This is a genomic window from Providencia sp. PROV174, from assembly GCF_028480685.1.
In the GTDB taxonomy this organism is placed as follows: Bacteria; Pseudomonadota; Gammaproteobacteria; order Enterobacterales; family Enterobacteriaceae; genus Providencia; species Providencia rettgeri.
This window is the reverse complement of sequence record NZ_JAMPOT010000009.1, coordinates 332,242-356,738: the sequence shown is the minus strand read 5'-3', so window position 1 is coordinate 356,738 and position 24,497 is coordinate 332,242. Positions and strand designations below refer to the sequence as shown.

General features: G+C 40.3%; 27 protein-coding genes. 7 read left to right on the top strand and 20 right to left on the bottom strand.

Annotated elements, in window-relative coordinates:
- From fliP to fliF, 11 genes are all read right to left on the bottom strand, one after another.
- Positions 1 to 744, bottom strand: a complete 744-nt coding sequence (fliP, locus tag PSE60_RS09035) for a flagellar type III secretion system pore protein FliP (RefSeq protein WP_004909893.1) — start codon at positions 742 to 744, stop codon at positions 1 to 3.
- A gap of 12 nt (positions 745 to 756) precedes the next feature.
- Positions 757 to 1,215: a flagellar biosynthetic protein FliO gene (gene fliO / locus PSE60_RS09030; protein WP_272665191.1), complete on the bottom strand. Its 459-nt coding sequence runs from the start codon at positions 1,213 to 1,215 to the stop codon at positions 757 to 759.
- A gap of 22 nt (positions 1,216 to 1,237) precedes the next feature.
- Complete coding sequence (fliN, locus tag PSE60_RS09025) at positions 1,238 to 1,654, bottom strand: flagellar motor switch protein FliN (protein WP_004255621.1); 417 nt, start codon at positions 1,652 to 1,654, stop codon at positions 1,238 to 1,240.
- Positions 1,647 to 2,654 (bottom strand): flagellar motor switch protein FliM, encoded by a 1,008-nt coding sequence (fliM, locus tag PSE60_RS09020; protein WP_210838245.1) that lies wholly within the window; start codon positions 2,652 to 2,654, stop codon positions 1,647 to 1,649. The genes fliN and fliM overlap by 8 nt, the downstream gene beginning before the upstream one ends.
- 5 nt (positions 2,655 to 2,659) lie before the next feature.
- The gene (gene fliL, locus PSE60_RS09015; protein WP_109911167.1) at positions 2,660 to 3,139 is read right to left on the bottom strand and encodes a flagellar basal body-associated protein FliL; all 480 of its coding nucleotides are present in this window, start codon (positions 3,137 to 3,139) and stop codon (positions 2,660 to 2,662) included.
- 162 nt (positions 3,140 to 3,301) lie between these two features.
- Positions 3,302 to 4,669 (bottom strand): flagellar hook-length control protein FliK, encoded by a 1,368-nt coding sequence (locus PSE60_RS09010; protein WP_272665190.1) that lies wholly within the window; start codon positions 4,667 to 4,669, stop codon positions 3,302 to 3,304.
- Positions 4,670 to 5,113: a flagellar export protein FliJ gene (fliJ, locus tag PSE60_RS09005; RefSeq protein WP_210838241.1), complete on the bottom strand. Its 444-nt coding sequence runs from the start codon at positions 5,111 to 5,113 to the stop codon at positions 4,670 to 4,672.
- Between the two features lie 11 nt (positions 5,114 to 5,124).
- Complete coding sequence (gene fliI / locus PSE60_RS09000) at positions 5,125 to 6,489, bottom strand: flagellar protein export ATPase FliI (RefSeq protein ID WP_272665189.1); 1,365 nt, start codon at positions 6,487 to 6,489, stop codon at positions 5,125 to 5,127.
- Positions 6,486 to 7,214 carry a flagellar assembly protein FliH gene (fliH, locus tag PSE60_RS08995; protein WP_109911169.1) on the bottom strand — a complete coding sequence of 243 codons (729 nt, stop codon included), beginning with the start codon at positions 7,212 to 7,214 and terminating at the stop codon, positions 6,486 to 6,488. Before fliH ends, fliI begins: the two co-directional genes overlap by 4 nt.
- The gene (gene fliG / locus PSE60_RS08990) at positions 7,207 to 8,199 is read right to left on the bottom strand and encodes a flagellar motor switch protein FliG (RefSeq protein WP_004909913.1); all 993 of its coding nucleotides are present in this window, start codon (positions 8,197 to 8,199) and stop codon (positions 7,207 to 7,209) included. Before fliG ends, fliH begins: the two co-directional genes overlap by 8 nt.
- Positions 8,196 to 9,881 carry a flagellar basal-body MS-ring/collar protein FliF gene (gene fliF / locus PSE60_RS08985; protein ID WP_272665188.1) on the bottom strand — a complete coding sequence of 562 codons (1,686 nt, stop codon included), beginning with the start codon at positions 9,879 to 9,881 and terminating at the stop codon, positions 8,196 to 8,198. Before fliF ends, fliG begins: the two co-directional genes overlap by 4 nt.
- A 246-nt stretch (positions 9,882 to 10,127) precedes the next feature.
- Here fliF and fliE point away from each other — a divergent pair, with 246 nt between their 5' ends.
- Positions 10,128 to 10,439 carry a flagellar hook-basal body complex protein FliE gene (gene fliE, locus PSE60_RS08980; RefSeq protein WP_004909916.1) on the top strand — a complete coding sequence of 104 codons (312 nt, stop codon included), beginning with the start codon at positions 10,128 to 10,130 and terminating at the stop codon, positions 10,437 to 10,439.
- Positions 10,440 to 10,675: 236 nt separating this feature from the next.
- Here the strand turns inward: fliE and PSE60_RS08975 are convergent, their stop codons facing one another.
- Complete coding sequence (locus PSE60_RS08975) at positions 10,676 to 11,332, bottom strand: CatA-like O-acetyltransferase, family 1 (protein ID WP_272665187.1); 657 nt, start codon at positions 11,330 to 11,332, stop codon at positions 10,676 to 10,678.
- 632 nt (positions 11,333 to 11,964) lie between these two features.
- Between PSE60_RS08975 and PSE60_RS08970 the strand changes: the two genes are divergently transcribed.
- A complete protein-coding gene (locus PSE60_RS08970; RefSeq protein ID WP_210838235.1) occupies positions 11,965 to 12,177 on the top strand; it encodes an AAA family ATPase in 213 nt (70 codons plus the stop codon).
- A 340-nt stretch (positions 12,178 to 12,517) separates the two neighbouring features.
- Entirely contained in the window at positions 12,518 to 12,730 is a 213-nt protein-coding gene (cspE, locus tag PSE60_RS08965; RefSeq protein ID WP_036957846.1) for a transcription antiterminator/RNA stability regulator CspE, read from the top strand.
- A gap of 93 nt (positions 12,731 to 12,823) precedes the next feature.
- Here the strand turns inward: cspE and aes are convergent, their stop codons facing one another.
- The 3 genes from aes to PSE60_RS08950 all read right to left on the bottom strand — a co-directional run bounded on the left by aes (position 12,824) and on the right by PSE60_RS08950 (position 15,161).
- Positions 12,824 to 13,789: an acetyl esterase gene (aes, locus tag PSE60_RS08960; protein ID WP_272665186.1), complete on the bottom strand. Its 966-nt coding sequence runs from the start codon at positions 13,787 to 13,789 to the stop codon at positions 12,824 to 12,826.
- 219 nt (positions 13,790 to 14,008) lie between these two features.
- On the bottom strand, positions 14,009 to 14,140 hold the full coding sequence (locus PSE60_RS08955; protein ID WP_210838231.1) for an entericidin A/B family lipoprotein: 132 nt from the start codon (positions 14,138 to 14,140) through the stop codon (positions 14,009 to 14,011).
- A 553-nt stretch (positions 14,141 to 14,693) separates the two neighbouring features.
- Positions 14,694 to 15,161, bottom strand: a complete 468-nt coding sequence (locus tag PSE60_RS08950; RefSeq protein WP_272665184.1) for a DUF1097 domain-containing protein — start codon at positions 15,159 to 15,161, stop codon at positions 14,694 to 14,696.
- 467 nt (positions 15,162 to 15,628) lie between these two features.
- On the opposite strand from PSE60_RS08950, the gene PSE60_RS08945 reads away from it, so the two are divergent.
- Complete coding sequence (locus PSE60_RS08945; protein WP_272665183.1) at positions 15,629 to 16,129, top strand: hypothetical protein; 501 nt, start codon at positions 15,629 to 15,631, stop codon at positions 16,127 to 16,129.
- 134 nt (positions 16,130 to 16,263) lie between these two features.
- Here the strand turns inward: PSE60_RS08945 and PSE60_RS08940 are convergent, their stop codons facing one another.
- On the bottom strand, positions 16,264 to 17,166 hold the full coding sequence (locus PSE60_RS08940) for a YadA-like family protein (protein ID WP_272665182.1): 903 nt from the start codon (positions 17,164 to 17,166) through the stop codon (positions 16,264 to 16,266).
- A gap of 706 nt (positions 17,167 to 17,872) precedes the next feature.
- Here PSE60_RS08940 and def point away from each other — a divergent pair.
- Positions 17,873 to 18,382, top strand: a complete 510-nt coding sequence (def, locus tag PSE60_RS08935) for a peptide deformylase (protein ID WP_004909962.1) — start codon at positions 17,873 to 17,875, stop codon at positions 18,380 to 18,382.
- A 52-nt stretch (positions 18,383 to 18,434) separates the two neighbouring features.
- Here def and fliT read toward each other — a convergent pair whose 3' ends face one another.
- The 3 genes from fliT to fliD are packed head-to-tail and all read right to left on the bottom strand — an operon-like array spanning position 18,435 to position 20,667.
- Positions 18,435 to 18,824, bottom strand: coding sequence for a flagellar protein FliT (gene fliT, locus PSE60_RS08930; protein ID WP_272665181.1), 390 nt, complete (start codon positions 18,822 to 18,824; stop codon positions 18,435 to 18,437).
- Positions 18,814 to 19,212: a flagellar export chaperone FliS gene (gene fliS / locus PSE60_RS08925; RefSeq protein ID WP_004909969.1), complete on the bottom strand. Its 399-nt coding sequence runs from the start codon at positions 19,210 to 19,212 to the stop codon at positions 18,814 to 18,816. Before fliS ends, fliT begins: the two co-directional genes overlap by 11 nt.
- Positions 19,213 to 19,230: 18 nt before the next feature.
- A complete protein-coding gene (gene fliD / locus PSE60_RS08920) occupies positions 19,231 to 20,667 on the bottom strand; it encodes a flagellar filament capping protein FliD (protein WP_272665180.1) in 1,437 nt (478 codons plus the stop codon).
- 492 nt (positions 20,668 to 21,159) lie between these two features.
- Between fliD and PSE60_RS08915 the strand changes: the two genes are divergently transcribed.
- Both PSE60_RS08915 and PSE60_RS08910 read left to right on the top strand, forming a co-directional pair.
- Positions 21,160 to 22,317: a FliC/FljB family flagellin gene (locus PSE60_RS08915; RefSeq protein WP_272665179.1), complete on the top strand. Its 1,158-nt coding sequence runs from the start codon at positions 21,160 to 21,162 to the stop codon at positions 22,315 to 22,317.
- Between the two features lie 449 nt (positions 22,318 to 22,766).
- Positions 22,767 to 23,480, top strand: coding sequence for an RNA polymerase sigma factor FliA (locus PSE60_RS08910; RefSeq protein ID WP_272665178.1), 714 nt, complete (start codon positions 22,767 to 22,769; stop codon positions 23,478 to 23,480).
- A 368-nt stretch (positions 23,481 to 23,848) separates the two neighbouring features.
- Here the strand turns inward: PSE60_RS08910 and PSE60_RS08905 are convergent, their stop codons facing one another.
- Positions 23,849 to 24,298: a GNAT family N-acetyltransferase gene (locus PSE60_RS08905; RefSeq protein ID WP_272665177.1), complete on the bottom strand. Its 450-nt coding sequence runs from the start codon at positions 24,296 to 24,298 to the stop codon at positions 23,849 to 23,851.
- Positions 24,299 to 24,497: the final 199 nt, after the last annotated feature.

The following is a 24,497-nucleotide window of genomic DNA, read 5'->3' as shown; positions in this document are numbered from 1 at the left end:
CTAATTAAAAAAGCTTTGCGATAATGAGCCAAGTAATAATTGCCAGCCATCAACTAAAACAAACAACATTAATTTAAATGGCAAAGAAACTGTTGCAGGTGGAACCATCATCATTCCTAATGCCATTAAAACACTGGCAACCACTAAGTCGATGATTAAAAATGGAATAAAAATGGTAAAACCAATTTGGAATGCGGTTTTTAATTCACTGGTAATAAAAGCGGGCACTAAAATACGTAACGGAACATCTTTCGCTTCTTGAATTTCACCGACTTTAGCTATCCTTGCAAACAGGGCTAAGTCGGATTCACGCGTTTGCCCTAACATGAAGGTTCTTAATGGTGCAGTGCCTTTCTCTAAAGCGGTTTCAAGGCTAATTTTGTCTTCGCTAAACGGCTGGTAGGCTTCGCGGTAAACTTGGTCAGCAACGGGTGACATCACAAAAAAGGTCAAAAATAGCGCCAAGCCGAGTAAGACTTGATTCGGAGGCGCGGAGGGTGTTCCGAGTGCGTTACGCAATAAACCTAAAACAATAATGATGCGAGTAAAACTGGTCATCATTAACAATAAAGCCGGAATAAAGCCTAATAAGGTCAAAAATAATAGGGTTTGAACGGGTAAAGACCAAGTTTGTCCCCCATCTGCTAAAGAATGGCTAATAACGGCAGGTAGTGCCGCAGAAGCTGAATTCGGCAGTAAAAACAAGAGAGCAGTAATCGTGAAAAGAGATTTTAGAGGTAACATGAGTGCTTCCGATTACTTATGCATAGATGTCACTGAAGCTGCAAATTTTGCAGCCTCTTGTTTTTTCTTTAATAAAGACTGAAATGTGAGCGGTTCAACTGGCAATACCGTTGTGCTTTCAGGTTCTGATGAATATTGGTGTAACAGGCTGATATTTTGTGCGGTAACACCTAATACTAAGCACTCATTATTCACCTCAACCACCACAACGCGTTCTTTATTTCCTAATGAGCAGCGGCTTTTGACTTTTATGATTTGCTCATTGCCCATTTTTTTTGGCGCAAATCCTAATTTTTTCACCAACCAAGCACCTGCTAATATCAATAAAATAATCCCCCCTAAAGTACCGGATATCTGCGTTAAGCTATCATTATGGTCAATAGCAGGCGCATTCGGTTCACTCGAGGAAACGGTTGTTGATAAAAAAGGCACAGATGTCGGTGCCTGCTCAGTTTGATTGGATATTGCCATTATTAGCGACTCACGTTGTTAATTAACGACTTAAACGGCGCATACGTTCAGAAGGCGTGATGATGTCAGTGATACGAATACCGTAATTGTCTGAAACCACGACCACTTCACCTTGCGCAATTAAATAGCCATTGATTAAAATATCCAGCGGCTCACCCGCTAAGCCATCCAGAGAAACCACTGAACCTTGGGATAAGCTCAGTAACTTTTTAATGGTCATTTTAGTGCGGCCCAATTCAACAGAAAGACGCACTGGGATGTCCATGATCATATCGATATCGGACAGCTGATTTAGCGGGTTTTGTCCATCAAAATTGTCGAAAGCCTGTGCACCAGCTGAGGCGGATTCCGCTTTTTTTTGCTGTTCCAGCGCTTCAGCCCATAGGTCTTCACTATCGTGATTGGTTGATGCATCAGGAGAGTTCTTCGCCTCACTCATTGGTACTTTCCTCATCTAGAGTGTTTAATACAGGGTTAATCAAATGTTCTACACGCAATGCATACTGGCCATTTTGAGTACCGTATTGACTGGTTAATACGGGAACACCATCAACATTAACGATGAGGCGGTCAGGTTTCTCAATTGGGATCACATCCCCTTTTTGCAGTTGCAGTAAGCGAGAAATTCGCATTGGAATGTCAACAAAGTTGGCAACCAATTCAAGTTCAGAGCGTTTTACTTGGGTAACAAGATTGGTTACCCACGTTTCATTTTCTTGGTGACCTTGCTCCATTGGTGGGTTAATCAAGCGCTCACGCAATGGCTCGATCATGGCAATTGGAATACAAATACTGAATTCACCAACGGTATTGCCTATCTCTACTAAAAATGGAGTGGTAACCACAATGTCATTAGGAGAGGTAGTGATATTGGTGAATTTGACTTGGATTTCAGAACGTACATATTCCACTTCAATATCAGCAATTGGTTTCCAAGCATCGCGATAAGCCCCTAAAGCTAATTTGAGCATGCGATTGATAATGCGTTGTTCAGTATTGGTAAACTCTTTACCTTCTTGCCGTACAGGGAAGCGACCATCTCCACCAAATAGGTTGTCGACAGCGATATAAACTAGTGCGGGTTCAAAGGTAAACAATGCCGTACCGCGTAACGGAGGCATATGAATTAAGTTGAGGTTGGTTGGTACCGGTAAATTACGCGCAAACTCATGGTAAGGTTCAATTTTAATGCCACCCACCGTAATGTCTGGACTGCGGCGTAACATATTGAACAAACCCATACGGAACTGGCGAGCAAAACGTTCATTGATGATTTCGAGAGACTGCATTCGCTCACGAATAACCCGACGTTGAGTATTCGGGTCGTAAGGGCGAACATTATCTTTCCCTTGAGTCTCTGGCGCAGGCGTACTGCTTGATGGCGTATCATCATTAAGCAGCGCATCAATTTCGGCCTGAGATAAAATATTATCGCTCATGAATATTACCGCAGAATAAAAGTAGTAAATAACACATCAGAAATATCCTGATCGGTATCCCCCGGGATCAGGGTAGGGGTAAGTGTTTGCTTGATATCTTTCATTAACTGCAACTTACCTTCATGCGTCTCGATATTTTTTGCTTTTTGCTCTGAAAGCAGCAGTAACATACGGCTACGTACTTCAGGGAGGTATTCATGAAGTTGTTTACGCGATTTTTCATTCGCCAGTCGCAAGGTCACATGGATATAAAGCACACGATCAGGCGCATCGGCAGCACCGGTTAAATTGACGGTAAATGGCTCTAATTCCATAAAAATAGGTTGCGGCATGTTCGGACGCTTTTCTTCCTCATTCGCCGTTTGTGTGCCTTGTTGTGTCGTCCACCAGGTATACCCTCCAAACCCTGCACCAGCAAGGGCGATAAGGGTAAGTAAAATAAGCAACCCTTTATTGGAACTTTTTGATTTTTTGCTCGACGACATTTAGCTGAATTCCTGTTTCTTGGATGCTAAACCCAAATGGGTTTTTACGTTATGATCTCTAGCATTATGGCTTGGTTGCCAAGAGTTAAAGGAGTGAAAAACGAAACAAAAAGGCGGTAACTCGGCGCTTTAGCTAGGAAATTACCGCAATTTGTTTATTTTTTAGGCAAAAGTGTTAATGCCACCTTGTCGTGATGCCGTAGCTATTGGTGCAACAGTGGCATTCGCTTCGCTGATACCAACAGCTCCCACGGATGGATGTGTTGCTTGAATTTGTCCATCGTGTTGGTGGGTATTTTGCTGTGAGCTATCAGATTGATGGTTCAAGTTATCTTGGCCAACAGAGCCCTGAGCGAGATGAATACCACTTTCTTGTAATGCACTGCGGAGCACTGGCATCATCGACTCCATAGCAGCACGTACATTGCTATGCGGGGACACAAAGTGCATTACCGCTTGGTTATCTTCGATACGTAAATGCACATTTAGCGAACCTAACTCTTCAGGGTGCAAACGAATTTGCGCTTGAGAAACCCCTTGGCGAGAGAAAAACAGCATATGTTGGCTTAATTGCTGCTGCCATGCTTCGCTACCTAATTGGCTGGCTAAATGCAGGGTTGGTGTAGCCGTTGGCGCATTCATCGTTGCCGCTTGGGCTGTTGATGTCGTTGGCATCATGCTAATCGGCGCAGTTGTTGTATGTTGTGACGATGTGGTGGTAAAAGCACCAGTTTCAGTTTGTAAGGTAAAGGCACCTTTTGTGGTTTGGTTCAGGGCATCACTTGAAACATTTTGTAGGTTTAATGCCGGTTCTTTATCGCTCACTTTTTTATTCAATGGCATAAAATCGGTAGTTAAATTTTTTCCGCGTATCTCTTTTGGGTTATCAAGGGAAAAAAGAGACTGGTCACGACGTTCTTCTTTTTCATTCTTAATAAATACCCCAAGCTCTGGGCTGTCTTCTTCGCCTGCTAACTGTAACTGTGAACCTTCAAGGTGTTTGCTATCATCTTGATTAATGATGCCATTTGTATTATCTGTTAGATGTTGCATTTTTTGACTAAATGCCCCTAAAGCTGGATGAGCTTCAGTTCGGATTGTGGTATTCGCTCCTGTTTGTACTTGGCCTGCTAATGACTGTTTCAAGCTATTTAACCATGCTTGCTCGTTGGCATCTTTACCTGTCAATAAGTCAGTATTAAGGGCAGTTTGTACACTATCAGCCCGTAAGTTACGGCTGAAATTGAGCTGTTCTATGGCACTTTCAGCCGTTTTTTGTCCAGCTTGGGTTTGCTCTATCATTTCTTTACCCGCTATTGCCAATTTGTTGTCGACAATGTCTTTATTAAGAGCTTCCTCATTAACAGGTTGATTAGTAACGTTTTGTTTTTCAATCGGGTGCTGGCTATCAAGCATGGCTTGAAAGGGAAGAGCAGGGGCTTGATTTTCATCAGCGCGCGATTCATTTTGTGGTAGATTGCCATTTTTCGTCGATGATGAAGCTGGCACATTCAGAGCGTTGATGTCCATTTATTGAGGTCTCCGTAAAGTCGCTCGTTGAGCAAACTCATCCATTTGCTTTTGTTCTAAGCGGTTTTGACGTTGGTATTCAGTATGTTCAGCGCGTTGAATTAACGTATCGAACGCATTGACTCGTTGTTGTTTTTCTTGCCAATGACGGTTAGCGTCGTTAACGCGTTGTTCCCATAAATTCAGTTGCTGTTGCTGTTGCTCAATGGTCAGTTCCAATGTGACCAAAAATTGCTGATAATTCTGCCACTTATCCGATTCCATACCTGTATGCAAGGTTTGGTTGAGTTTTTGACGATATTCGGATTGATAGTTTTCCAACATACTCAGCTGTTGCGCCATTTGTGTATGCGTTTGGCGTACTTGAGCTAACACTTTCGCCGCTTCTTCCGAGGCTTCGACAGCTAAGGTGAGTAATGTTGTTAAGGCATTATTTTTGGCCATTTATCCCCTCGCTATTCGTTGGGAACCACTTGAGTCAGCTGTTCGCATGCGGTTTGATAATCACACCGCTCATCAATATCTTGCTGCAAGAACTTCGACATCCGTGGGTAATATTGAATTGCTGTATCCAACATGGGGTCACTCCCCATGGCGTACGCACCGACGTTAATTAAATCTCGGTTGCGTTGATAACTAGACGTTAACTGCTTGAAACGTTGAATTTTTCGGTAATGCTCTTTAGGAATTAGCTCCGTCATTGCTCGGCTGATGGATGCCTCGATATCAATCGCAGGGTAATGCCCTGACTCTGCCAGTGAACGTGAAAGAACAATATGGCCATCCAAAATGGCGCGAGCCGAGTCAGCAATTGGGTCTTGTTGGTCATCCCCTTCCGTTAAAACGGTATAGAAAGCGGTAATTGACCCACCATTTTTCCCATTCCCTGCACGCTCAACTAATGCCGGTAATTTGGCAAATACAGAAGGTGGATAGCCTTTCGTTGCTGGGGGTTCACCGACGGCTAACGCAATTTCCCGTTGTGCCATGCTGTAGCGAGTGAGTGAATCCATAATCAACAGCACACTTAAACCTTTATCGCGAAAATATTCAGCGATACGAGTGGCATAAGAGGCGCCTTGCATGCGCAATAAAGGGGACACATCGGCTGGCGCTGCAACGACAACGGCACGTTTTAAGCCATCAGCCCCTAAGATATTTTCAATGAAATCTTTGACTTCACGACCTCGTTCACCAATCAACCCGACGACGATAATATCGGCTTGTGTAAAGCGAGCCATCATGCCAAGTAACACGCTTTTTCCCACACCAGAGCCTGCAAATAACCCCATGCGCTGGCCTCGACCAACTGTTAATAACGCATTGATTGCACGAACGCCGACATCCAATACATTGCTAATGGGCGTTCGTTCCAATGGGTTAATTGGTGGAGTGATTAACGGAGCACGTGTTTTTACCTCCAATGGACCTTTTCCGTCTAATGGATTACCTTGCGCATCAAGTACTCTGCCTAATAATTCATTACCAATAGGCAATAAACGGCTAGTTTGCCCGTCTTCCCCTGTCGATTGTGCATAGACTCGAGCGCCAGGAGAGATCCCTTCAAGATCGGCCAATGGCATCAATAACATTCTTGGGCCATTAAAACCGACAACTTCACATACCACTTCGTCTGAACCGCCATTAATAGAGCGCTCAATAAAGCAGGTTGCCCCTAAAGGCATTTTAATGCCTTCGGCTTCCATCACTAAGCCAGTGATTTTTGTGAGGCGGCCATAACGACGCACCATCGGGATCCCTTTCATCCGCGATTCTAAATCGTCCAACGAGGCAATCCAGCGTCCCAATCGTGCCGTCATGAAAAGCTCTCCGGTGCATATAAACGGCACAGTTCTTGCCAACGTGTTGCCACAGTCATATCGATTTCACCGTCTTCTGCGACGACTCGACAACCACCGATATGCAGTTTAGGGTCAGCCACTAAGCGCCAGCCATTCAAGTTGAGTAGGGAACCGAGATGTTGCTCGATTAATTCAAAATGATTTGGGTTGACGTGCAGCTCAGGTTGCCCAGCAAAAATCGGTTTTTGCTGGAGTAAATGACTGATCTCTTCCAGTAATGCTGTACCATCACAGACGGTTGATTGACCTAAGACTTGCTTAGCGGCGGTCAACGCTATCTGTAACAGCTTAGTGGTTACGACCGTATCAAAGGTATCGAGTGAATAATTGAATTCAGACAGCAATTTTTGCCATGTTTCAATCACGGGTTGTTGCATAGCGAGCGCTTGCTCACGCCCTTGTTCTTCTCCAGCTCGCAAGCCTTGCTCAAAGCCAGCTTGATAACCTTCTTGCTGGCCTTTTTCATGCCCTTGTTGGTAGCCAGTACGCTGTGCATCTTCTTTTATGTTATCGAGCAAGTTAATTTGCTCTAACACTTCTTTCGGCTCAAGGCATGGGACTTTTGGCGCGTCAGGCTCAGGAACATCACTCAATGCAGGAATGCCTGAGTTGAGATCCCATTGATTAAGCTCACGGAGTTGCCAAGGTTGCCATTGGTCATTTGGAATTGTTGACTTAGACATACACGTCGTCTCCACCACCTATAGCGATTTCGCCTTTTTCGACTAAACGACGAACGATAAGCAAAATGGCTTTTTGTTCGTTTTCCACTTGAGACATACGCACAGGAGAACGAGATTCCAAATCGTCGCGCACGATTTCTGCTGCACGAGCGGCCATATTGTTGAGGAAATGGTCGCGCAGAGCTTGGTTGCTGCCTTTGAGGGCAATAACCAGCGAGTCGGTCGAAACATCTTGCAAAATACGTTGAATGCTGCGGTTGTCCACCTCGATAAGGTTTTCGAATAGGAACATTTCGTCAATAATACGTTGAGCCAGTTCACCATCGTAATCACGCATTGCATCGATAACGCTTTCTTCTTGCTGGCTTTTCATTAAGTTGATGATTTCTGCCGCGGTTCTTACGCCACCCATTTTGCTGCGTTTGAGGTTTTGACCATCCAGTAAATTGTTCAATACCTCAGTCAATTCCGCTAATGCCGCAGGTTGTACACCACCAAAGGTGGCGATACGTAACATAATATCGTTGCGTTGGCGCTCTTCGAATAATTCAAGTACATCTGCTGCAAGGTTGCGTTTTAAATGAACCAAAATGGTGGCGATAATTTGTGGATGTTCATCGCGAATAATATCGGCAACGGTTTGTGGTTCCATATAGTTGAGGCTTTCGATCCCTGAGGTTGTTTCTTGTTTTTCAAAGATATCTTCCAGCAGGCTCGCAGCACGTTCTTCGCCCAGAGCTTTTATCAATACAGAACGCAAGTAATCGTTGGTGTTAATATTAAGCGCCGCAAATTGAATTGCAGACTCTTCAAATTCCGTTAACACTTCCGCCAGTTCATTATTTGAGATTTGGCGCATGTTTGACACCGCCATACTCAATTGCTGAACTTCTTTAGGGTTCAGGTGCTTAAACACTTCAGCAGCCTGATCTTCACCGAGTGTCATTAACATGACGGCACTTTTTTCTGTTCCACTTAGACTCATTGGGATTTTCCTAACCACTGACGGATAACCATTGCCACGATTTGTGGGTCTTTTTCTGCCATTTCACGTATGCGTTGGCTTTGGATTTCTGCGCTAACACGTTGACGAGTCAGGCGACGACGCGTTTGCTCATCCATATCTTCATCAATCACTTCATCAACCACGAGCGGGGTTTTCATTTGTGTTGCAACGAAAACTTCCGCATCGGCTTGAGCTTGCTGTGTTTTACGGTATTTAACCCATTGAGGTTTGATACCAAAACGCCACATAAACCAAGCAATAATAGTAATAAGCAGTATTTTTCCGTAATCCAGAAGCTGAGCAATAAATTGTGGGCTTTCAAGCAACGATGGCACTTCTTCAACAGGCGTCTCATTGGTAAACAATGAATTAGTAATGTTGAGAGAGTCCCCTCGTGCAGTGGAAAAACCCATTGCTTCGCGTGTTAATGCTTCAATTTGTTGCAGTATTTCTGGCGGCAATGGCTTCATTTCTGGGCCATTTTCGCCTTCTTGTGAATGGTAATTAACAATAACTGCGACCGAGAGCCTATCGACGACACCAATTTGCCGTTGGGTATGACTAATTTTGCGATCTACCTCGTAATTTGTGGTTTCATCGCTTTGTGAGTTTGAGACGCTATTACGGTTATTTGCTGTTTGAGTGCCATCTTTATTGTCTTTATTGGTTTCAATTGGTGCATTTGGTGCACTAACAGGTTGATTTGAAAGCGCTCCTGGTACTCCGCCTGTTCCACCATTGTTATTTTGCATACTTTGGCTATTTTGGCGGGAACGAATAGCAGCGCTATCTGGCGTTTGGTTTGGCTTATATTCCTCTGAAGTTTGCTCCACTTTAGAGAAATCCATTTGTGCGGTAACCTGTGCATGGATATTGGCGCGCCCGACGAGAGGGGACAAAATATCTTCAATACGCTGCTTGAGATGTGACTCCATCTCTTTGGTCATTTTTATTTGTGCACTATTAGCCGACTGCTGGCTATTATCGTTATTGGTCAGTAAACGACCCGCTTGGTCAACAATAATGACATTGCTTGCAGTTAATCCGGTGACACTGCTGGATACCATATGGACAATGGCGCTAATTTGTCCCTCATCGAGCATTCTTCCAGGCAATAAACCGACCGTCACCGAAGCTGTTGGTAGCTTTTGCTCACGCACAAATAAGGTCGGTTTAGGAATCGCTAAATGCACCCGAGCACTTTGTACTGGGCTTAATGATTCAATAGTTCGAGAGAGTTCACCCTCTAGCGCACGTTGGTAGTTGATTTGTTCACTAAATTGGCTAATACCAAATTGTTCTTTATCTAATAATTCAAAACCCGTATTGCCACCTTTAGGTAAACCTGATTGAGCGAGCTTTAAACGTAATTCGTGCACTTTATCTGCAGGAACTAAAATAGCGCTACCATTATCAGCAATTTGATATGGCACATTCATCTGAGTTAGCTGGCCAACAATATCGCCACCATCTTTAGCACTTAAATTGCTAAGAAGTACACGGTAGTCAGGGCTACGTAACCAGAGGAGAAGGGCGACAATAATTGAAACAGCCGCAGCCGCCGCAATCATTAACGGTATTTTAGGATCAGCTTTAATCCTTTCAACTATAGAGGCAAAACCCTTTTTGGCCTCCCCCGTGTCTTTAGATGCGGCACTCATAAATATTCCCTGCTTGGCAGACTACTAGACGGATGAAAATACTTTTGGTGAAACAATGTTATTTCCTTCTTCGTAACGTCACTTTTTCACTTTGCTATTATTTCTTGTCTTGCGGGAATCTAATGACGGAATCAGCCTATAAAATTGGTGTTATTTATCGGCTTCAAGTTAAAAAGGGTGTGATAGGGTAAGCTGGCCAATATAGGTTAGTGAAAAATTCACAGTAATGAATAAGAAGAGAATCGAATGACAGTTCAAGCCATTGAAGGGGTTATTTCACAATTAAATGTCGTGGCAACCCAAGCCACTAACCCAATAAAACCAGCAATAGAGCCAGTTGGATTTGCTGACCATCTGGTTGCTTCTGTAAATCAAATTAATAAAACACGTAATGATTCAGCAAAGCAAATTGAAAATTTCACGTTAGGAAAGCAAGATATTTCCTTAAATGATGTAATGGTCGATATGCAAAAAGCCAGTTTAAGTTTACAAATGGGTATTCAAGTGCGTAATAAGCTGGTAGCTGCCTATCAAGAAATTATGTCAATGCCAGTGTGATGCATATAATTAGTTGAATATTATAAATTAATTTCCTTGCCATTGCTTGCTTAGGGCTGTGATGGGGCTATCAAGATCATCGACATACACGTGGACATGGTCTATTGCGATAAGCTTCATTGCCCCTCCTTTAAATATTTAAAATAGTATTTATATACTGTAAGGAAAATATGAGTTTATTCTTTATTAAATTCATTTCCTGTTAAAATTTTTGGTTCACTTTTGGCCATTGCATATCAGAGTGCAGGTTTGCTGATATTGGTAGAATATAAAGAATCGGGATTTTGAAAAGCTTCCTCTATGAGCGCAAAAAATTGACCGGCGTGGAAGCCATCAACGAAGGCATGGCTAAACTTACACGCAACCGGAATTACCCCATCCTTTAATTTACCCCATGTTAAGGTTGGAACTGCTGAGCCAAAATGTAACTCAGCATGGGTTATTGAGCTAAAATGTACCCAAGGTAGGCAGCTTGCACAAAAAAAACGCTCATCCTTAATTAATAAAGGGCCTGCACTAGAATTTTTGACTTCTTTTATTTTTTGACTTACTTGATTGCTAAAATCAGAAAATACAGCGGCATTTTCACATAGAATCTGACGAAAACCATTCTGTTCAGTTAATATAGGGGTCATAACATCAATGCTACTATACTCAATAATATTTCCATTGATTACTCTCTGTTTTAGTTGAGGAATAGCATTGGCTGAATGGAGTATTCCATACAAGGCTAACTGGAAAAATGATTTATTCTTGTCTTTAGCGAATTCATATAATTTTTGAGCGCTCACGGGTACACATAAATTAAAGCAAGAGTTATCAAATTTGCTATAAAATTCAAAATGCTCTTTTCTATGCCAACCTTTTTTTTCAATTACTTTATAATTTTCCATAACACGCCTAATGTCATTTGATGAAGATCTTGATATTAGCAACAGATTCAAGTTGGTTTAAATGCTCAATCTAAATGAGAGCACAAAAATGCAACTCAACGCTGAAAATAGAATACAAATTAGGAAGAACAATAAATTTTTTGTTGGTTTTTTAGAGAGATAGTTAACAGTATGCATAGGCAGATTGTAGTGACTAAAAGCGTACTTTGATGTACAGCACCGCTATGTAAACCAAATACCCTGCAATACACATTGCTGCGATAGATATCAACGAGATTAGGCTTTTCATGTACCCCAAATATCTCCAAAAAGTTGTGATTATAAGTCAATAGACATTTGGATTATAAAAAGGTTCTCATAGAAGGAAGTTTGGATATTGCAATACTTATTGATAAATTGAAAATGCATTAAAACAGGCCGCGATAAATAGCTATTCTTTTTATATTATGGAATAAATCAGTCAGTTGATTGATGTTTTTTTATAGTAGTTTCTATTACCTATTATTCATTTAAATAGGATTAAGCCGCCAATCCTTAATGTTTTCAACATTCACATAGGATATTTAAGGTTGTTATCGATATTTAATTTTGTTAGGTTTTTCTATTATCAATAATTACCCAAGTAAATCATTATGAAATTAATCTCTTCGCTTTTTTGCCTCTTTTTAGTGACAGGCTGTACATTTACGCCTTCTTTTGAGCCCAATAAGTCAACATGGCCGAAGCCAAATAAAGACGCCCGTTCATCGGAACAAAAAAAAATTGATAGAGAAGCCGTGCATGAGCAACAGCGAGCTGTGATGAGAGGTGAAAGGCCGGATTACGGTGTTTTTGATAGATACTAGGTATGACGACGCATATTATAATGAGATGACTAACTGCCTAATATTTATAATATTAGTGGATTAAATGATATCTATATTATTTACAATTAATGCGTGAAGTATTGGTGTGGCAAATGGATTGCGAAAATAAAATTTGCCATTTAATTATAAGTGTGGCTTAATATGCTCACTGGTTTGGAAGTACAGGCCTATTTATGTTAGTCAGTTTTAAGATGTTCACCATTAAGCGCTATCTCAGATACCACTTCATTGCGAATTCCTTCTAATTAATTCCCATAAGTACCACAAGAACAAACCGCAACATGCCTTATGGCAATTTTAAAAAATTAAAGGAAATTCTATGTCTAATACAATGACTGGTACAGTAAAATGGTTTAACGATGATAAAGGTTTTGGTTTTATCACTCCTGCAGACGGCAGCAAAGATGTATTTGTTCACTTTTCTGCAATTCAAAGTGATAACTTCAAATCATTAGCAGAAGGCCAACAAGTTTCATTCACCATTGAAAATGGTGCTAAAGGCCCTGCAGCAGCTAACGTTATCGCTAAATAACGATAAACGAATCGCTAAGCATTCAAAAACCTCGCTAAATGCGAGGTTTTTTCGTTTTATTTTGTGCTATTTTCAATAAATACTGAGCTAATATTATAAAAGTTGTTTGATAAAATAATTAGCACCATCACGAATCGCCTCGTCTGATATTTGCATCATGCGTGAATAATGTAAGAAGGCGTGCAAAGTTCCTGGGTACATTTTATATTCACAAGGTATATCATTGGCATCTAGTGTTCGGAATAACGCCAAACTATCATCTAATAGCGGGTCAAACTCAGCACTGGCAATATAACAAGGTGGAATACCGTAGGTTAAGTCATTATTGAATAAGCAATAATAAGGCGCTTCTCTATCACCTGCCTCACCAAGATAGGCATTATCATAATCTTCTAAATCTTGTTTTTGTAACCCATCCCATTCTCCACCATATAGTCGTCGGCTTACTGAATCCTGCAAACCATACAGTCCATACCACAATAAAAGGGCTCTGATGCCGGTGCACTCGCTGGTGTTATCACGTAACCAAAGTACAGAAGCAAGAGATAACATCGCGCCAGCGGAGTCACCGGCAAAGCCAGTTTGTTGCATATTGATATTATATTGTTCAGCATTTTGCTGATAGTACTGATAAACGATGGATATTTCCTCAATTGCTTGAGGGTAGCGTGCTTCAGGGGATAACGAATAATCAACTCCAATAACTGTACAGCCCGAATGTAGTGCCAGTAAGCGCATAATACGTTCGTGAGTCTGTAAATTACCTAAAATAAACCCACCGCCATGGAGATAAAACAAGGTGGCTGATGGGGATTTAATCGGCTGAAATATACGCGTCAAAATATTGCCATATTTAGTTGGAACTTGAATATCGTGAATGGAGTGCATCGTTGGCGCTTCTGAATTCCAATATTTTCTATCTTCAATATACGCTTGTCGCATTCCGTAGTAGCTGGTGTCAATAGGGGAAGGGGATGGGTTTTCTGCATAAAATTGCATTACAGATTGCATCTCAGGTGAAATAAGGTCTAACACATTAATTTTATTTTTCGGGTTCATTATGCTCTCCTAGCTAGGTGGTTTCCATTGTAAAAGAGAGGCAGAATGAAGTTGTGACCCTGCTAGCCAATATTAAAAGGTCCTGTATCTTAAAATAGTAAGGTTTGAGAATTTATAAGCATTTCAATTTATATACCAAACGGCGAAATTATCACCGTTTGGTATATAGGTAAGTTTTAGGTGGGAAAGTTAATAATTACCGATGATGCCTGTTAGCATTTATTTAGCGACTCTTTGTATGGCTTCCCCACCAGCTTCTATATCTTCACCAACACCCTTAGTGGTGTTGCATGCGCTTAAAGAGAATACGACAGCTAATGAACAAGCCAAAAAACAAATTTTTTTAATCATATCTTCTTCCTTTGGTTAAATTCACTTACGGGTCATAAGATATTTCACGTATAAGTATAGCAGAAGGATAAATGAGTGTTTTTTTGAGCTGACGTATATTGCGACTTGATAATATAAAAATTATCAGTTCATTATGCTTTAGTTTTTTATTTTAATGAAGCATAAGGCTATGATCGAATGAAAAAAAAGAGAATTATAGTGATAAATGATAAATAGTTTTTAACTCTTTTTGAGAAAAGAAAGATACAGAAAAATCCGAATTCCACTATATCTTTATGTTAGTAAACATGAATGCGACTGATATTAGACCAGTTACATAAACTTTATTAATCTAAATGGATATTCCATACTGGAATTTTATCATTTTATTAACAAATTCATCGTTATTATATTTGTGAGCTTATGTAATAATACCTAGTCGATTTTTTAATTAATCACAAGTTAAATCAAAATGTTATATATTGTCGTAAGAGAATTTTAATGTAATATCGAATCTGTTTGAAATTCCCTTGGTTTCATTGATTTATTTAAACCGCCATATAGGCGGTTTTTTTTAGTTTTTACCCAGTGAGAATTTTTCAAATAACCAAAGCCCGCTTTTTTTCATTGCGAAACCAAATAACACGCCAATTAATAGTGATTGAATAGTGACCAACCAAACACCTTCTGTCGCAAAAATAGTACAGGTACCGACAAACGTGCCGGGTATATAAGAAAGCCACTGTTTTTTGGCTTGTATACACATCAAAAAGGCAACAATACCAGTAACGAAGTACCCTACAAAGTGAGGTAATTGCTTCAGGTAGTCACCGCTGTGTAGGATCACCAAGCCCCAAACCACACCGCTACAGACGGTTAATGCGGTAATACCCAGCCCTTTTAGTCCATCTTTAGGATAAGCAAAATAGGCTGTACATCCTAAAAAGCCTGCCCAGCCGATTAGCCCTAAACTATCAGCAACCCAAGCCCATATACCAGAAAGAATGGCGGTTGTTAAAGAAAGACAAAATAGTAATTTCACAATATGCACTTTACGTTATGGTTGTTTGTTAATAATACGGATGATGAATGCTTATCAGCCCACCGATCGGTTACTAAGCCCATTAGCTGCAAAGCCAATTAATTCTAGAGTTAAGCTTTAACGATTCAGCTATCTTGTTATTCGAACACCATCTAGGGAGTTTTAGGTATGGCTAGAGGGGTAACTGACTAATAATAAGATAGTTATTTGTAATTGCAGTGACTTTGGGGCCGTGTAAAGAAAAGCATTGTATAGAGCTAAGGTAAATCTGGCAATGAGTATCCGATGATTTATATGTTTTAATTTTATCTTATTGATAATAAATAATTATCTGTAAATTTAACGTTAAATAAATAATGTATAATTTAAAGATTAATTTTGAGTGTGTGAATAGTTGATGGCTTTTTTACTTTAATTTAGCGACTCCTCGCTGTAGCATGAAGAAAATCGACTTGTGAGGTAAGGGTATGAAATGGATGATAGCTGGTGCTACTGCACTGTTATTGGTAGGGTGTGATAGCACATCGACTGCACCATTTGGCTTAAACTGGGGGCAAAGCATTGATAGCATCAGTTTTATTAAGGCGGGGAAATGCCAAGCAAGCGGTAGTAAAACAGTTTGTACTTTTGGGCAGCAAAAGCCATTTAATGATTGGAGCTATGAAAACCAACTCACTTTTGATGGTGGTACGCTCATTCAAGTGGCTACCACTCTTGTTGGAGTCGAGGATTATGCCTCGCCAAAACCGGATTTTACGGACTTCCAACAGAAGCTAGAAAATGAAATGGGCTATTTGACAAAGCAAGGGTTTAACTCACAAGTCGCTAGTGACATTCTCACTAAATGCCAATCAGAGGCTAGCTGTAACAAAGTAAGTGAGTCATCGCCAACTCGTATAGGCACGTCTAATCTTTGGGTTACCATTAACCCTACACCAATTGCCATTATCACTTACAGCCAAGATTAAACTTAATTTAAAGCCAGTTAATGTTGATATTGATTAGTGTGGCGAATAAAAATAGTACCAATATATCATTGGTACTATTGGTTAAGGCTTATAACGGATTTATAAAAGTGATATGAACAATATGGGTTGGAGAATTACCAACCGAAGGCGACACCCGCCCCGATAACGGCAGCATCTGAATTATTCCAAGATACAGAACTGCGTAAGTTGATGTTTTCTTTTAATTGATATTGAGCACCGGCAGCGATTGCTGAGCCATTTTTGTAATTACCTGCACCAATCCCTGCGCTAAAGCGGGTATTTGTTGCGTAAGGAATATTGCTCATTGCTGCGACAGATGCAATACCGGAATTCGCTTCTTGGGCACGTTTATCTATTTTGCTATCAAGCTGGTGGATCCCATGATCAAATTTATTTTCTAAGTTGGTGAATTTGAGTTCATTAGCTTTTTGCATTTTCGAGGTGTCACTTTTTAGGGTATTAATTGATGAGGTGTTTCCAATTACTTTGTTATCTAGATTTTGAATATTGGTATTTAATTGGTCGGTGACTTGGTCGGCTGCATTGACACCAATTAGTGCACCCTGCAAATGTAATTCGACTTCTTTTAATTTTGAGTCAAATACATGGTGTTTTTTTTCTCTGTCTTGTTGTATTGATGTGATTTTACTATTAATTAAATCAGTGTTGCTCTGTATTTTATTTGCATTTATATTCTCAAAATTAATGATTTCATCATTCAATATTTCTAAATCATTTCGTATATCTATAGTTTCTGATTTAAGTTTACTATTATTTTGTTTTAATGTGTCAATATCGCTATTAAAGCGTGAATCCATTTGGTTAATTGTAGTGTTGATATGGTTGATTTTTCCGCTGATATCACTAATTTTTTTAACATTAGTGCTGATACCTTGCGCGTTGATACTACTTAAGGATGGAGGAGGACTTGAAAATGTGGTGTTGGCTGCTGCATGATAAGATAAGCTGCTAAGTACTAAGGCTGCAAAATGACGTGCTAATATTTTCTGTTTCATTTGTTAATTTCCGTATTATTTAAACGTATTATCTAAAAGAAGAATGAAAGATAAATTTATTTTCCTTTATTCATTTATAGTAGGGCTATTTATTTGATGGGTAAAATCGATTTTTAAAATGATGTTTATTCGGGATATCCGTGTTTGAGTGCAATAAATACAGTGATATATATTTTTTATATTAACTAGATACCTTTATTTAATAGAATTATAGTTGGTAGTGCTTATTTTAAAAATTTAATTTAAATCGAGAGTAACTTCAATGTGACCTAAATATATTCTCAATATTAATAAAAACTAAAAGCGAAAAAATAGCCACAAGCGAATAGATGCCATCAGTGGGTAAAAGCAAAAACAGTAAAGAGCCTACAAAGGGTCACCATTTTTCCTGTTTTAGATGTTTTTTTCCAAATAACGTGTTATTTTTCTGTAAAATTTTATGTGGCTTATGTTCCATGAAGGGGCAGTCTAAACAGACAGGCGTTAATTTATTGATGTTTAAAATAAATTTTGTTTTCTGATTAACAATGCCATTTTTTGCATGTTGTTGGTGAAAAAGAAAGACGATAATATTTTATCTGTTCTTCATACTTCACAGGCAGAGTTGTGGCGGCAGTTAGCGGCTATTGTATGCGTCACTGTTGCTTAAAATAGTTTGAATGATTGATATTTGAATGAAAGTAATCGAATTTATAGGGTTTAAATTATGGCAGTAAGAGAAATTATTGAAATTCCAGATGAACGACTGCGTATTAAATGCAGCCCAGTGACGGATTTCGCTGCGGTACAAACCTTGATCGACGATCTGTTAGATACCATGTACAGCACCGATAACGGTATTGGTCTCGCTGCCACGCAAATTGCGGAAACTAAATCCATTATGGTGATTGATATTTCAGAAAACCGTGATGAGCCGATGGTATTTGTTAACCCTGAAATCGTCGAAAGTGAAGGGGAAACCAGTTATCAAGAAGGGTGTTTGTCAGTACCCGAAATCTACGCCGATGTAGACCGTTTCCTGCGCGTTAAAGTGAAAGCGTTCGATAGGCACGGTAAAGCGTTTGAAGTGGATAGCGACGAGTTCTTAGCGATTGTCATGCAACATGAAATCGACCATTTACACGGTAAAGTGTTTCTTGACCACTTATCGCCGCTAAAACGCAATATGCTGTTGAAAAAGCTGAAAAAGCAGCAACGTTTAAAACAGCAGCAATAGGCTGAGAGTTGAAGATAAAAGGCGTGTCAGGTCTGTCGGCCTGACACTCAAATTATTCCATCGGGCGAACGACTAACGGGGTATCCGGCTCATCAAATTGGCCATAGCTGTTATTTAATACCCGTTTTTGGTCTAATTGCTTAATTTCTTTGCTTAAAAAGTTTAAATGCTGTTGTAAATATTCTTTAGTAATGCGTTCATTTTCAATAATTTTATGCAATAACTGAATATATTCCTCAGTGATTGGCTGCTGTTCTTCGAACGCTTGCGTTAACTTGGTGAGGTTTTCCACCGCAAGGACATATTCTGTCTCTCGGGAGACCAACGTCTCCCATTCCCCGGATTGCGCTAAGGCAACTAAATTTTCACTTAATACTAAGACATTACGGTATATTTCATGTAAATCGATAGGATTTTTATTGTCCACCTGATTATCTTTCATCCACATTTGCACCGATTTGTTGCCACGCAGAGGCGATATCGGAGAGTAACTGGTAAACTTCTTGGACATAAGCCACGTTGTTTTCGAGGTTGGCGCGAAGTAACTGCATTGTCATGTACTCATACAAACTTGCTAAATTTTCTGCAAGTTCGCCGCCAGCTTCATAATTTAACGACTGCTTTAACCCAGTGTCAATGATGTCGATAGCTTTTGAGATTTCTTTACCTTTTTCCGCCACCTTACCTTGCTGCATAAAAATCTCTCCGCGTTTCAGGGCACTAAGGGCCCCTTTAAACAGGATTTGGATCAGTTGGTATGGGGTTGCGTTGGTGATTTCACTCTCTAAATCAACCTGTTGGTAAGCTTGCTGTGCGTGTCGTTGATACATGTTTTTAACCTAAAAGTATTAGCCTAATAATCGGCCTAATGAATTACTGGTGCTGTTAAGTGACGTCATCATTTTATCGAGGTTTTGGAATTGACGACGGTACATGTCCATGGTGCTTTCAATTTGTTTATTGGTCTGCTCAATGCGTTTGTCTAAGTTTTTCTTTTTCTTTTGGATGCCATCGGTAGCGTTATGCAGAGTGCCTTCTTTGCTGTCTAAGGTATCTTTTAAGAAGTTAAAATTTTGCGTACCAAAGCCGGTTTTTTCACCATCACCGGCAAAAAATACTTTGATACTGGTTGGGTTTTCTTTTAAAGCAGCATCTAACTTTTTATTATCAATTTCTAAAGTACCATCCAACTTTTGTTTGATGCCCATTTTGTTGAGTAAATTCATTTCGCCACTATCTTGCGCGGTGCGTACTTGAGTGCGCAGTGTGCTTTGAATACCTCGTAGGGTTGAATCCCCAATCAGTGGGCCATTGGTTTTGTCTGGGGCAGTGCCTTTTTCTGTTGGCGTGTATTTGGTGAGTTCACTAGCAAGAGTTTGAAATTCATTATAGGCCTCGACCCATGCTTTAATTTTGACTTTAGCGGGCTCGATATCTTCCGAGACAATTAAGTGGTCAGCTTTGCCGTTTTCACTCTCTTTTTTCAGCGTTAAGGTTAAACCTGGGAACAGGTCTTTAGCTTCATTAGTTTGCGACTCTAATTCAAAACCATCGATTTCAAGTAAAGCCGTTTGTGGTACAACTTTTTGTACCATGCCATTATCTTTATCGGTATTTAAAGTAACGATACCTTTGTCATCAATAACCGATTCAACATTGAGTATTTTAGCAAGCTCATCATCGCCATCAACATTAATGCTAATACGGTTGTCAGTTCCTTCTTTTTTGGAAGTCACCACCAAATGGTATTCATTGTTTTTATCTTTAATAACAGAGGCGGAAACACCTTTATCAGCTTTATTGATAGCATCAGCTATCTCGATTAAAGAAGTACTTTCTTTATCGAGCTTGATAACGATTTTATCTTTATCTTCTTTTTGTGACGGTTGAGTGATGGTAATGGTGCGTTCATCCGCATCACTACCCAATAACTTTTTGTTGTCTGATTGTCCTTGGGTGGCAATAGTTTGCGCTTTTGCCAGTTGTGTCACTAATACATCATGCACCCCCGCGACCGCTTTACCGTCCGTTTTCACATCAAAGGCTTTATATTCACCATTGACTTTAGTGGTACTGATATCACCATATTTTTTTAAGTCTTCAGCGGCTTTTTTCAGTTTTTCTAAGGATGACTGCATTTTGCCAAAGGCGCTAATTTGTGCGTCATAACTAGCTTTTTGGGTGGTTAATGGCTCTAAGCGACGGCGCTCCATTGCTTCTAATTGGTCCATTTGCACGTTTAAATCTAAGTTTGACCCGATACCGAGTGTGGATATTCCTGCCATGTTTTCTCCTACGCTATTCTCGTCATCCTTCAAGCTGCAGGGGGTGTTGACTTCGTTCAGCTAGCCGAATCAAATACTTGTGTATGCTCATCGGTCTATCTTCACTTGTCGCCTACCTGCAACCCGAATGATTTAGAGTCTATGCCTGTGTCATTAACTCTGAAATAAAATCTATTTAGAGTCTTATCGGCAAAACGGAGCAAAATTTTAGACTATTCTGAAAAAGAGTAATGGTGAGAGCTAACAAGAGAAAAATAGGTAATTATCCTTATTGAAATTAAATAATAAGAAAATTAATAAAAATAAATGAAAGTGTTAAAAATTAATGGCATTAAAAGCGTGCTGTAAAGCCATTTCCAACCTGACAGATAAAAATTTTCACGAAAAAGCCTAAAGGGGACTTTTTTGTAGCCGATAACCTAGTTGCTGACGAAATTCATCAAGTTAAGCATTTTGGCTTAACGCATTAATTTGAATAATAAGGATCACATCATGGCACAAGTTATCAATACTAACATTCTGTCTCTGACCACTCAGAACAACTTAAACCGTTCACAAGGCGTACTGGGTACTGCGATTGAGCGTTTATCTTCCGGTTCACGTATCAACAGCGCAAAAGACGATGCGGCAGGCCAAGCAATTGCTAACCGTTTTACTGCTAACGTTAAAGGTTTAACCCAAGCAGCACGTAACGCTAACGACGGTATCTCTATCGCACAAACTGCAGAAGGTGCGGTTAACGAAATCAACGATAACTTACAACGCGTTCGTGAACTGACTGCTCAAGCACAAAATGGTACTAACTCTAAGAGCGATTTAGAGTCAATCAATAAAGAAGTTAAAGCTCGTATGGAAGAAATCGACCGTATTTCTGAGCAAACTCAATTCAACGGTGTAAAAGTATTAACTCAAGACACTAAAATGAGTATTCAAGTCGGTACTAACGATAATGAAACTATCTCTATCGGCCTGAAAAAAATCGACAGTTCTACTTTAGGCTTAACTGGTTTTGATGCAGCAAGCAAAGGTGATATGGGTAAAGAAATTGATTACTCATCTGATGCTTACAAGCAAGCGACAGGTTTACCAGTTGATAAAACTCAAGCGACTGCTGCTGCAAATGCATTACAAGTTGGTGGGCAACCAATTACAGGTGCGAAGGTTTTCGAAAAACTAGACGCTGATGGAAAAGCATCAGGCGAAGTTTATATCACGGGTAAAGACAGCACAGGTAAAGATGTCACTTTAAAAGCGACACAAACCATTACTCCAGGTGCTGATGAGATAGATGATGGCGCGGGTACTATTACTCCTCCAACAGCAGCAACAGTAGAGTTTACTGGTGCAGTTGCATTGACAGATGAAGAACAATCTGCAATGAAACCATTAGAGACTTTAGACAAAGCATTAGCGCAAGTAGATAGCTTCCGTTCAGACTTAGGTGCGATTCAAAACCGTATGCAGTCTACCATCAACAACCTGAACAACTCTGTTAATAACTTAAGCGCAGCACGTAGCCGTATTCAAGATGCTGACTTCGCAACTGAAGTTTCTAACATGAGCCGTGGTCAAATCCTGCAACAAGCAGGTACTGCTGTGTTAGCACAAGCTAACCAAGTTCCACAAGGTGTTCTGAGCCTGTTACGTTAATTCGTAATTGGTTGATTATATTGAAGGCCAGCATTGCTGGCCTTTTCTTTGCCCGTCATATTAGCCGTCATATTTCGCACCATAGCGTTGTTGGCTTCATAAGCTCATCCGAATCACGTACTTATGTACGCTCACCGGTATAAACTTATTTGCCGCCTAGCTATAGCACGAACTATATAGGCTAAATAAACATATTTTTAAAGCCAAAACACCAAAAGCTAAAAATGATTCAAAAAATGGTTTTAACAAAACCACCTCACCCACTTGTATTACCCGTGAAATCCCCTGAAAGTTGTGTTAAAACAATCATTAACCTGGTAATCATTCAAATTTCGCCTATTTAGGATAAGGCAAATAAAGCCACATTTAGTGCCTTACTCTACGGATTGAATTCAAAACCAACACAGATAATGAATACCTTTTATAAAGCTTGAAGGGTGATTCAGGTTGTGAGTGATTTGTATACTGCCGAAGGAGTGATTAATAAAAATAGCCTATGGGAGCGTTATTACCCTCTAATACGCCATGAAGCCCTGAAACTGCAAGTCAGACTACCCGCCAGTGTTGATATCGACGACTTAATCCAAGCAGGGGGCATCGGTCTACTGCATGCATTGGAACGTTTCGATGTCACCCAAGGGGCATCGTTCGCCACGTATGCAGTGCAGCGAATTCGTGGTTCGATGTTAGATGAATTGCGTAGCCGTGACTGGGTGCCGCGCAGTGTGCGCCGCCAAGCGCGTGAAATGACCAAAGCCATTGGTGCGCTGGAACAATCGTTAGGGCGAAGTGCGACTGAGCCGGAAATCGCCAAAGCGCTGGATATCGACCTTGCGGAGTATCGCCAAGCGCTACTAGACACCAATAATAGCCAACTGTTTTCCTACGATGAGTGGCATGAAATTCACGGGGAAAGCTGTGAGCCGCAAATGGATGAAGACGAAGGCGGCAACCCGCTGAGTTTGTTGCTGGATTCTAGCCTGCGTGACCAAATCGCGGCAGCGATTAATCAATTACCAGAACGCGAAAAAATGGTGCTGACACTGTATTACCAAGAAGAGCTGAATCTCAAAGAGATTGGAGCGGTGTTGGATGTCGGAGAGTCCAGGGTGAGTCAGTTGCATAGTCAGGCTATCAAGCGTCTCCGCGGCCGCCTCAGATAGATGCTCGTCATACTTCGCACCACAGCGTTGTTGGCTTCACTAGTTCACCCTAGTCACATACTTGTGTATGCTCCTAGGGCTAAACTAGCTTGCCGCCTAGCTGTAGCACGAATTATTTAGAGCATCAGTATTGAGTACTTTTAAAACTTATTTAAATTTGTTTTTTCTATTATAGGATGAATTGGTTAGGGTGTTGATATTTAAGTTTTTTATACTTCAAGCACATCGCTGATTTCTAGACTTATGTCTGCTCCGGCTTCCTACCCACAATACGAATTATTTAGAGCATACGCATAGGGGTATTTTAAAGCTCATTTAAATTTGTTTTTTCTACTATATTTCTACGCTTTTAACGATGTTACTTTCTATTATTCATCCAGTTCTGTCGATCTAGCCAAATAGTTCTCTGCCGTGGTATGCCACGCTCTTGGGGATTGGGTGAAGCCCAGTTTTAAATATTCGGTGAGGTTACTGTCGGTGGAAAAAAATAAAATCTGGCAGTCGGCAGAGAGTTCTTCAGCGGCGAGGCGCATTAATTGGCGGTCGATGCCGTGTTTTTGATAATGCGCATCAACGGCCAGTTCGCAGATATAACAACAAGAACTAAAATCCGTTACTGTGCGGACAAAGCCGACGACTTGTTCACCATCCCATGCACTAACTAATAAATCCGCATTATTCAGCATCGCATCTAATTGAGTAAGATTATCGGTTGGCACTGTTTCTTTAAATGGAGACTGGCGAATTAACCGAATAAAATCCTCAATAGAGATGGCAAAATTGACTTTATAGTTCAGGCGACTGGCAATAGCATCCATAGAGTTCCCCTTGTAATCAAACGACACTCTTATAGGTTTAGCCTGAAATAACGTAAATTTCCTGTTTTTTGTGGAATTTTATCATAGCCTAGCTATTCCAATTACTGCGTAAATGTCCTAAGTTAAATTCAAGGTAGTCGTGATGTTTAGCCCGATAGGGCAAATACCATAAGAATTCTATTCAACAGACAAGTGAACG

What these genes read in the sequence shown, in the direction of transcription:
- fliI (WP_272665189.1), bottom strand. Translation starts at nt 6,489, where the DNA reads ATGACGGCACGATTGGGACGCTGGATTGCCTCGTTGGACGATTTAGAA.
- fliD (WP_272665180.1), bottom strand. Translation starts at nt 20,667, where the DNA reads ATGGCAGGAATATCCACACTCGGTATCGGGTCAAACTTAGATTTAAAC.
- fliP (WP_004909893.1), bottom strand. Translation starts at nt 744, where the DNA reads ATGTTACCTCTAAAATCTCTTTTCACGATTACTGCTCTCTTGTTTTTA.
- fliO (WP_272665191.1), bottom strand. Translation starts at nt 1,215, where the DNA reads ATGGCAATATCCAATCAAACTGAGCAGGCACCGACATCTGTGCCTTTT.
- aes (WP_272665186.1), bottom strand. Translation starts at nt 13,789, where the DNA reads ATGAACCCGAAAAATAAAATTAATGTGTTAGACCTTATTTCACCTGAG.
- PSE60_RS08915 (WP_272665179.1), top strand. Translation starts at nt 21,160, where the DNA reads ATGGCACAAGTTATCAATACTAACATTCTGTCTCTGACCACTCAGAAC.
- PSE60_RS08955 (WP_210838231.1), bottom strand. Translation starts at nt 14,140, where the DNA reads ATGATTAAAAAAATTTGTTTTTTGGCTTGTTCATTAGCTGTCGTATTC.
- fliM (WP_210838245.1), bottom strand. Translation starts at nt 2,654, where the DNA reads ATGAGCGATAATATTTTATCTCAGGCCGAAATTGATGCGCTGCTTAAT.
- PSE60_RS08945 (WP_272665183.1), top strand. Translation starts at nt 15,629, where the DNA reads ATGAAATGGATGATAGCTGGTGCTACTGCACTGTTATTGGTAGGGTGT.
- fliF (WP_272665188.1), bottom strand. Translation starts at nt 9,881, where the DNA reads ATGAGTGCCGCATCTAAAGACACGGGGGAGGCCAAAAAGGGTTTTGCC.
- fliG (WP_004909913.1), bottom strand. Translation starts at nt 8,199, where the DNA reads ATGAGTCTAAGTGGAACAGAAAAAAGTGCCGTCATGTTAATGACACTC.
- fliE (WP_004909916.1), top strand. Translation starts at nt 10,128, where the DNA reads ATGACAGTTCAAGCCATTGAAGGGGTTATTTCACAATTAAATGTCGTG.
- PSE60_RS08970 (WP_210838235.1), top strand. Translation starts at nt 11,965, where the DNA reads ATGAAATTAATCTCTTCGCTTTTTTGCCTCTTTTTAGTGACAGGCTGT.
- cspE (WP_036957846.1), top strand. Translation starts at nt 12,518, where the DNA reads ATGTCTAATACAATGACTGGTACAGTAAAATGGTTTAACGATGATAAA.
- PSE60_RS08940 (WP_272665182.1), bottom strand. Translation starts at nt 17,166, where the DNA reads ATGAAACAGAAAATATTAGCACGTCATTTTGCAGCCTTAGTACTTAGC.
- fliL (WP_109911167.1), bottom strand. Translation starts at nt 3,139, where the DNA reads ATGTCGTCGAGCAAAAAATCAAAAAGTTCCAATAAAGGGTTGCTTATT.
- PSE60_RS09010 (WP_272665190.1), bottom strand. Translation starts at nt 4,669, where the DNA reads ATGGACATCAACGCTCTGAATGTGCCAGCTTCATCATCGACGAAAAAT.
- fliH (WP_109911169.1), bottom strand. Translation starts at nt 7,214, where the DNA reads ATGTCTAAGTCAACAATTCCAAATGACCAATGGCAACCTTGGCAACTC.
- PSE60_RS08905 (WP_272665177.1), bottom strand. Translation starts at nt 24,298, where the DNA reads ATGGATGCTATTGCCAGTCGCCTGAACTATAAAGTCAATTTTGCCATC.
- fliS (WP_004909969.1), bottom strand. Translation starts at nt 19,212, where the DNA reads ATGTATCAACGACACGCACAGCAAGCTTACCAACAGGTTGATTTAGAG.
- PSE60_RS08975 (WP_272665187.1), bottom strand. Translation starts at nt 11,332, where the DNA reads ATGGAAAATTATAAAGTAATTGAAAAAAAAGGTTGGCATAGAAAAGAG.
- fliJ (WP_210838241.1), bottom strand. Translation starts at nt 5,113, where the DNA reads ATGGCCAAAAATAATGCCTTAACAACATTACTCACCTTAGCTGTCGAA.
- fliN (WP_004255621.1), bottom strand. Translation starts at nt 1,654, where the DNA reads ATGAGTGAGGCGAAGAACTCTCCTGATGCATCAACCAATCACGATAGT.
- fliT (WP_272665181.1), bottom strand. Translation starts at nt 18,824, where the DNA reads ATGAAAGATAATCAGGTGGACAATAAAAATCCTATCGATTTACATGAA.
- def (WP_004909962.1), top strand. Translation starts at nt 17,873, where the DNA reads ATGGCAGTAAGAGAAATTATTGAAATTCCAGATGAACGACTGCGTATT.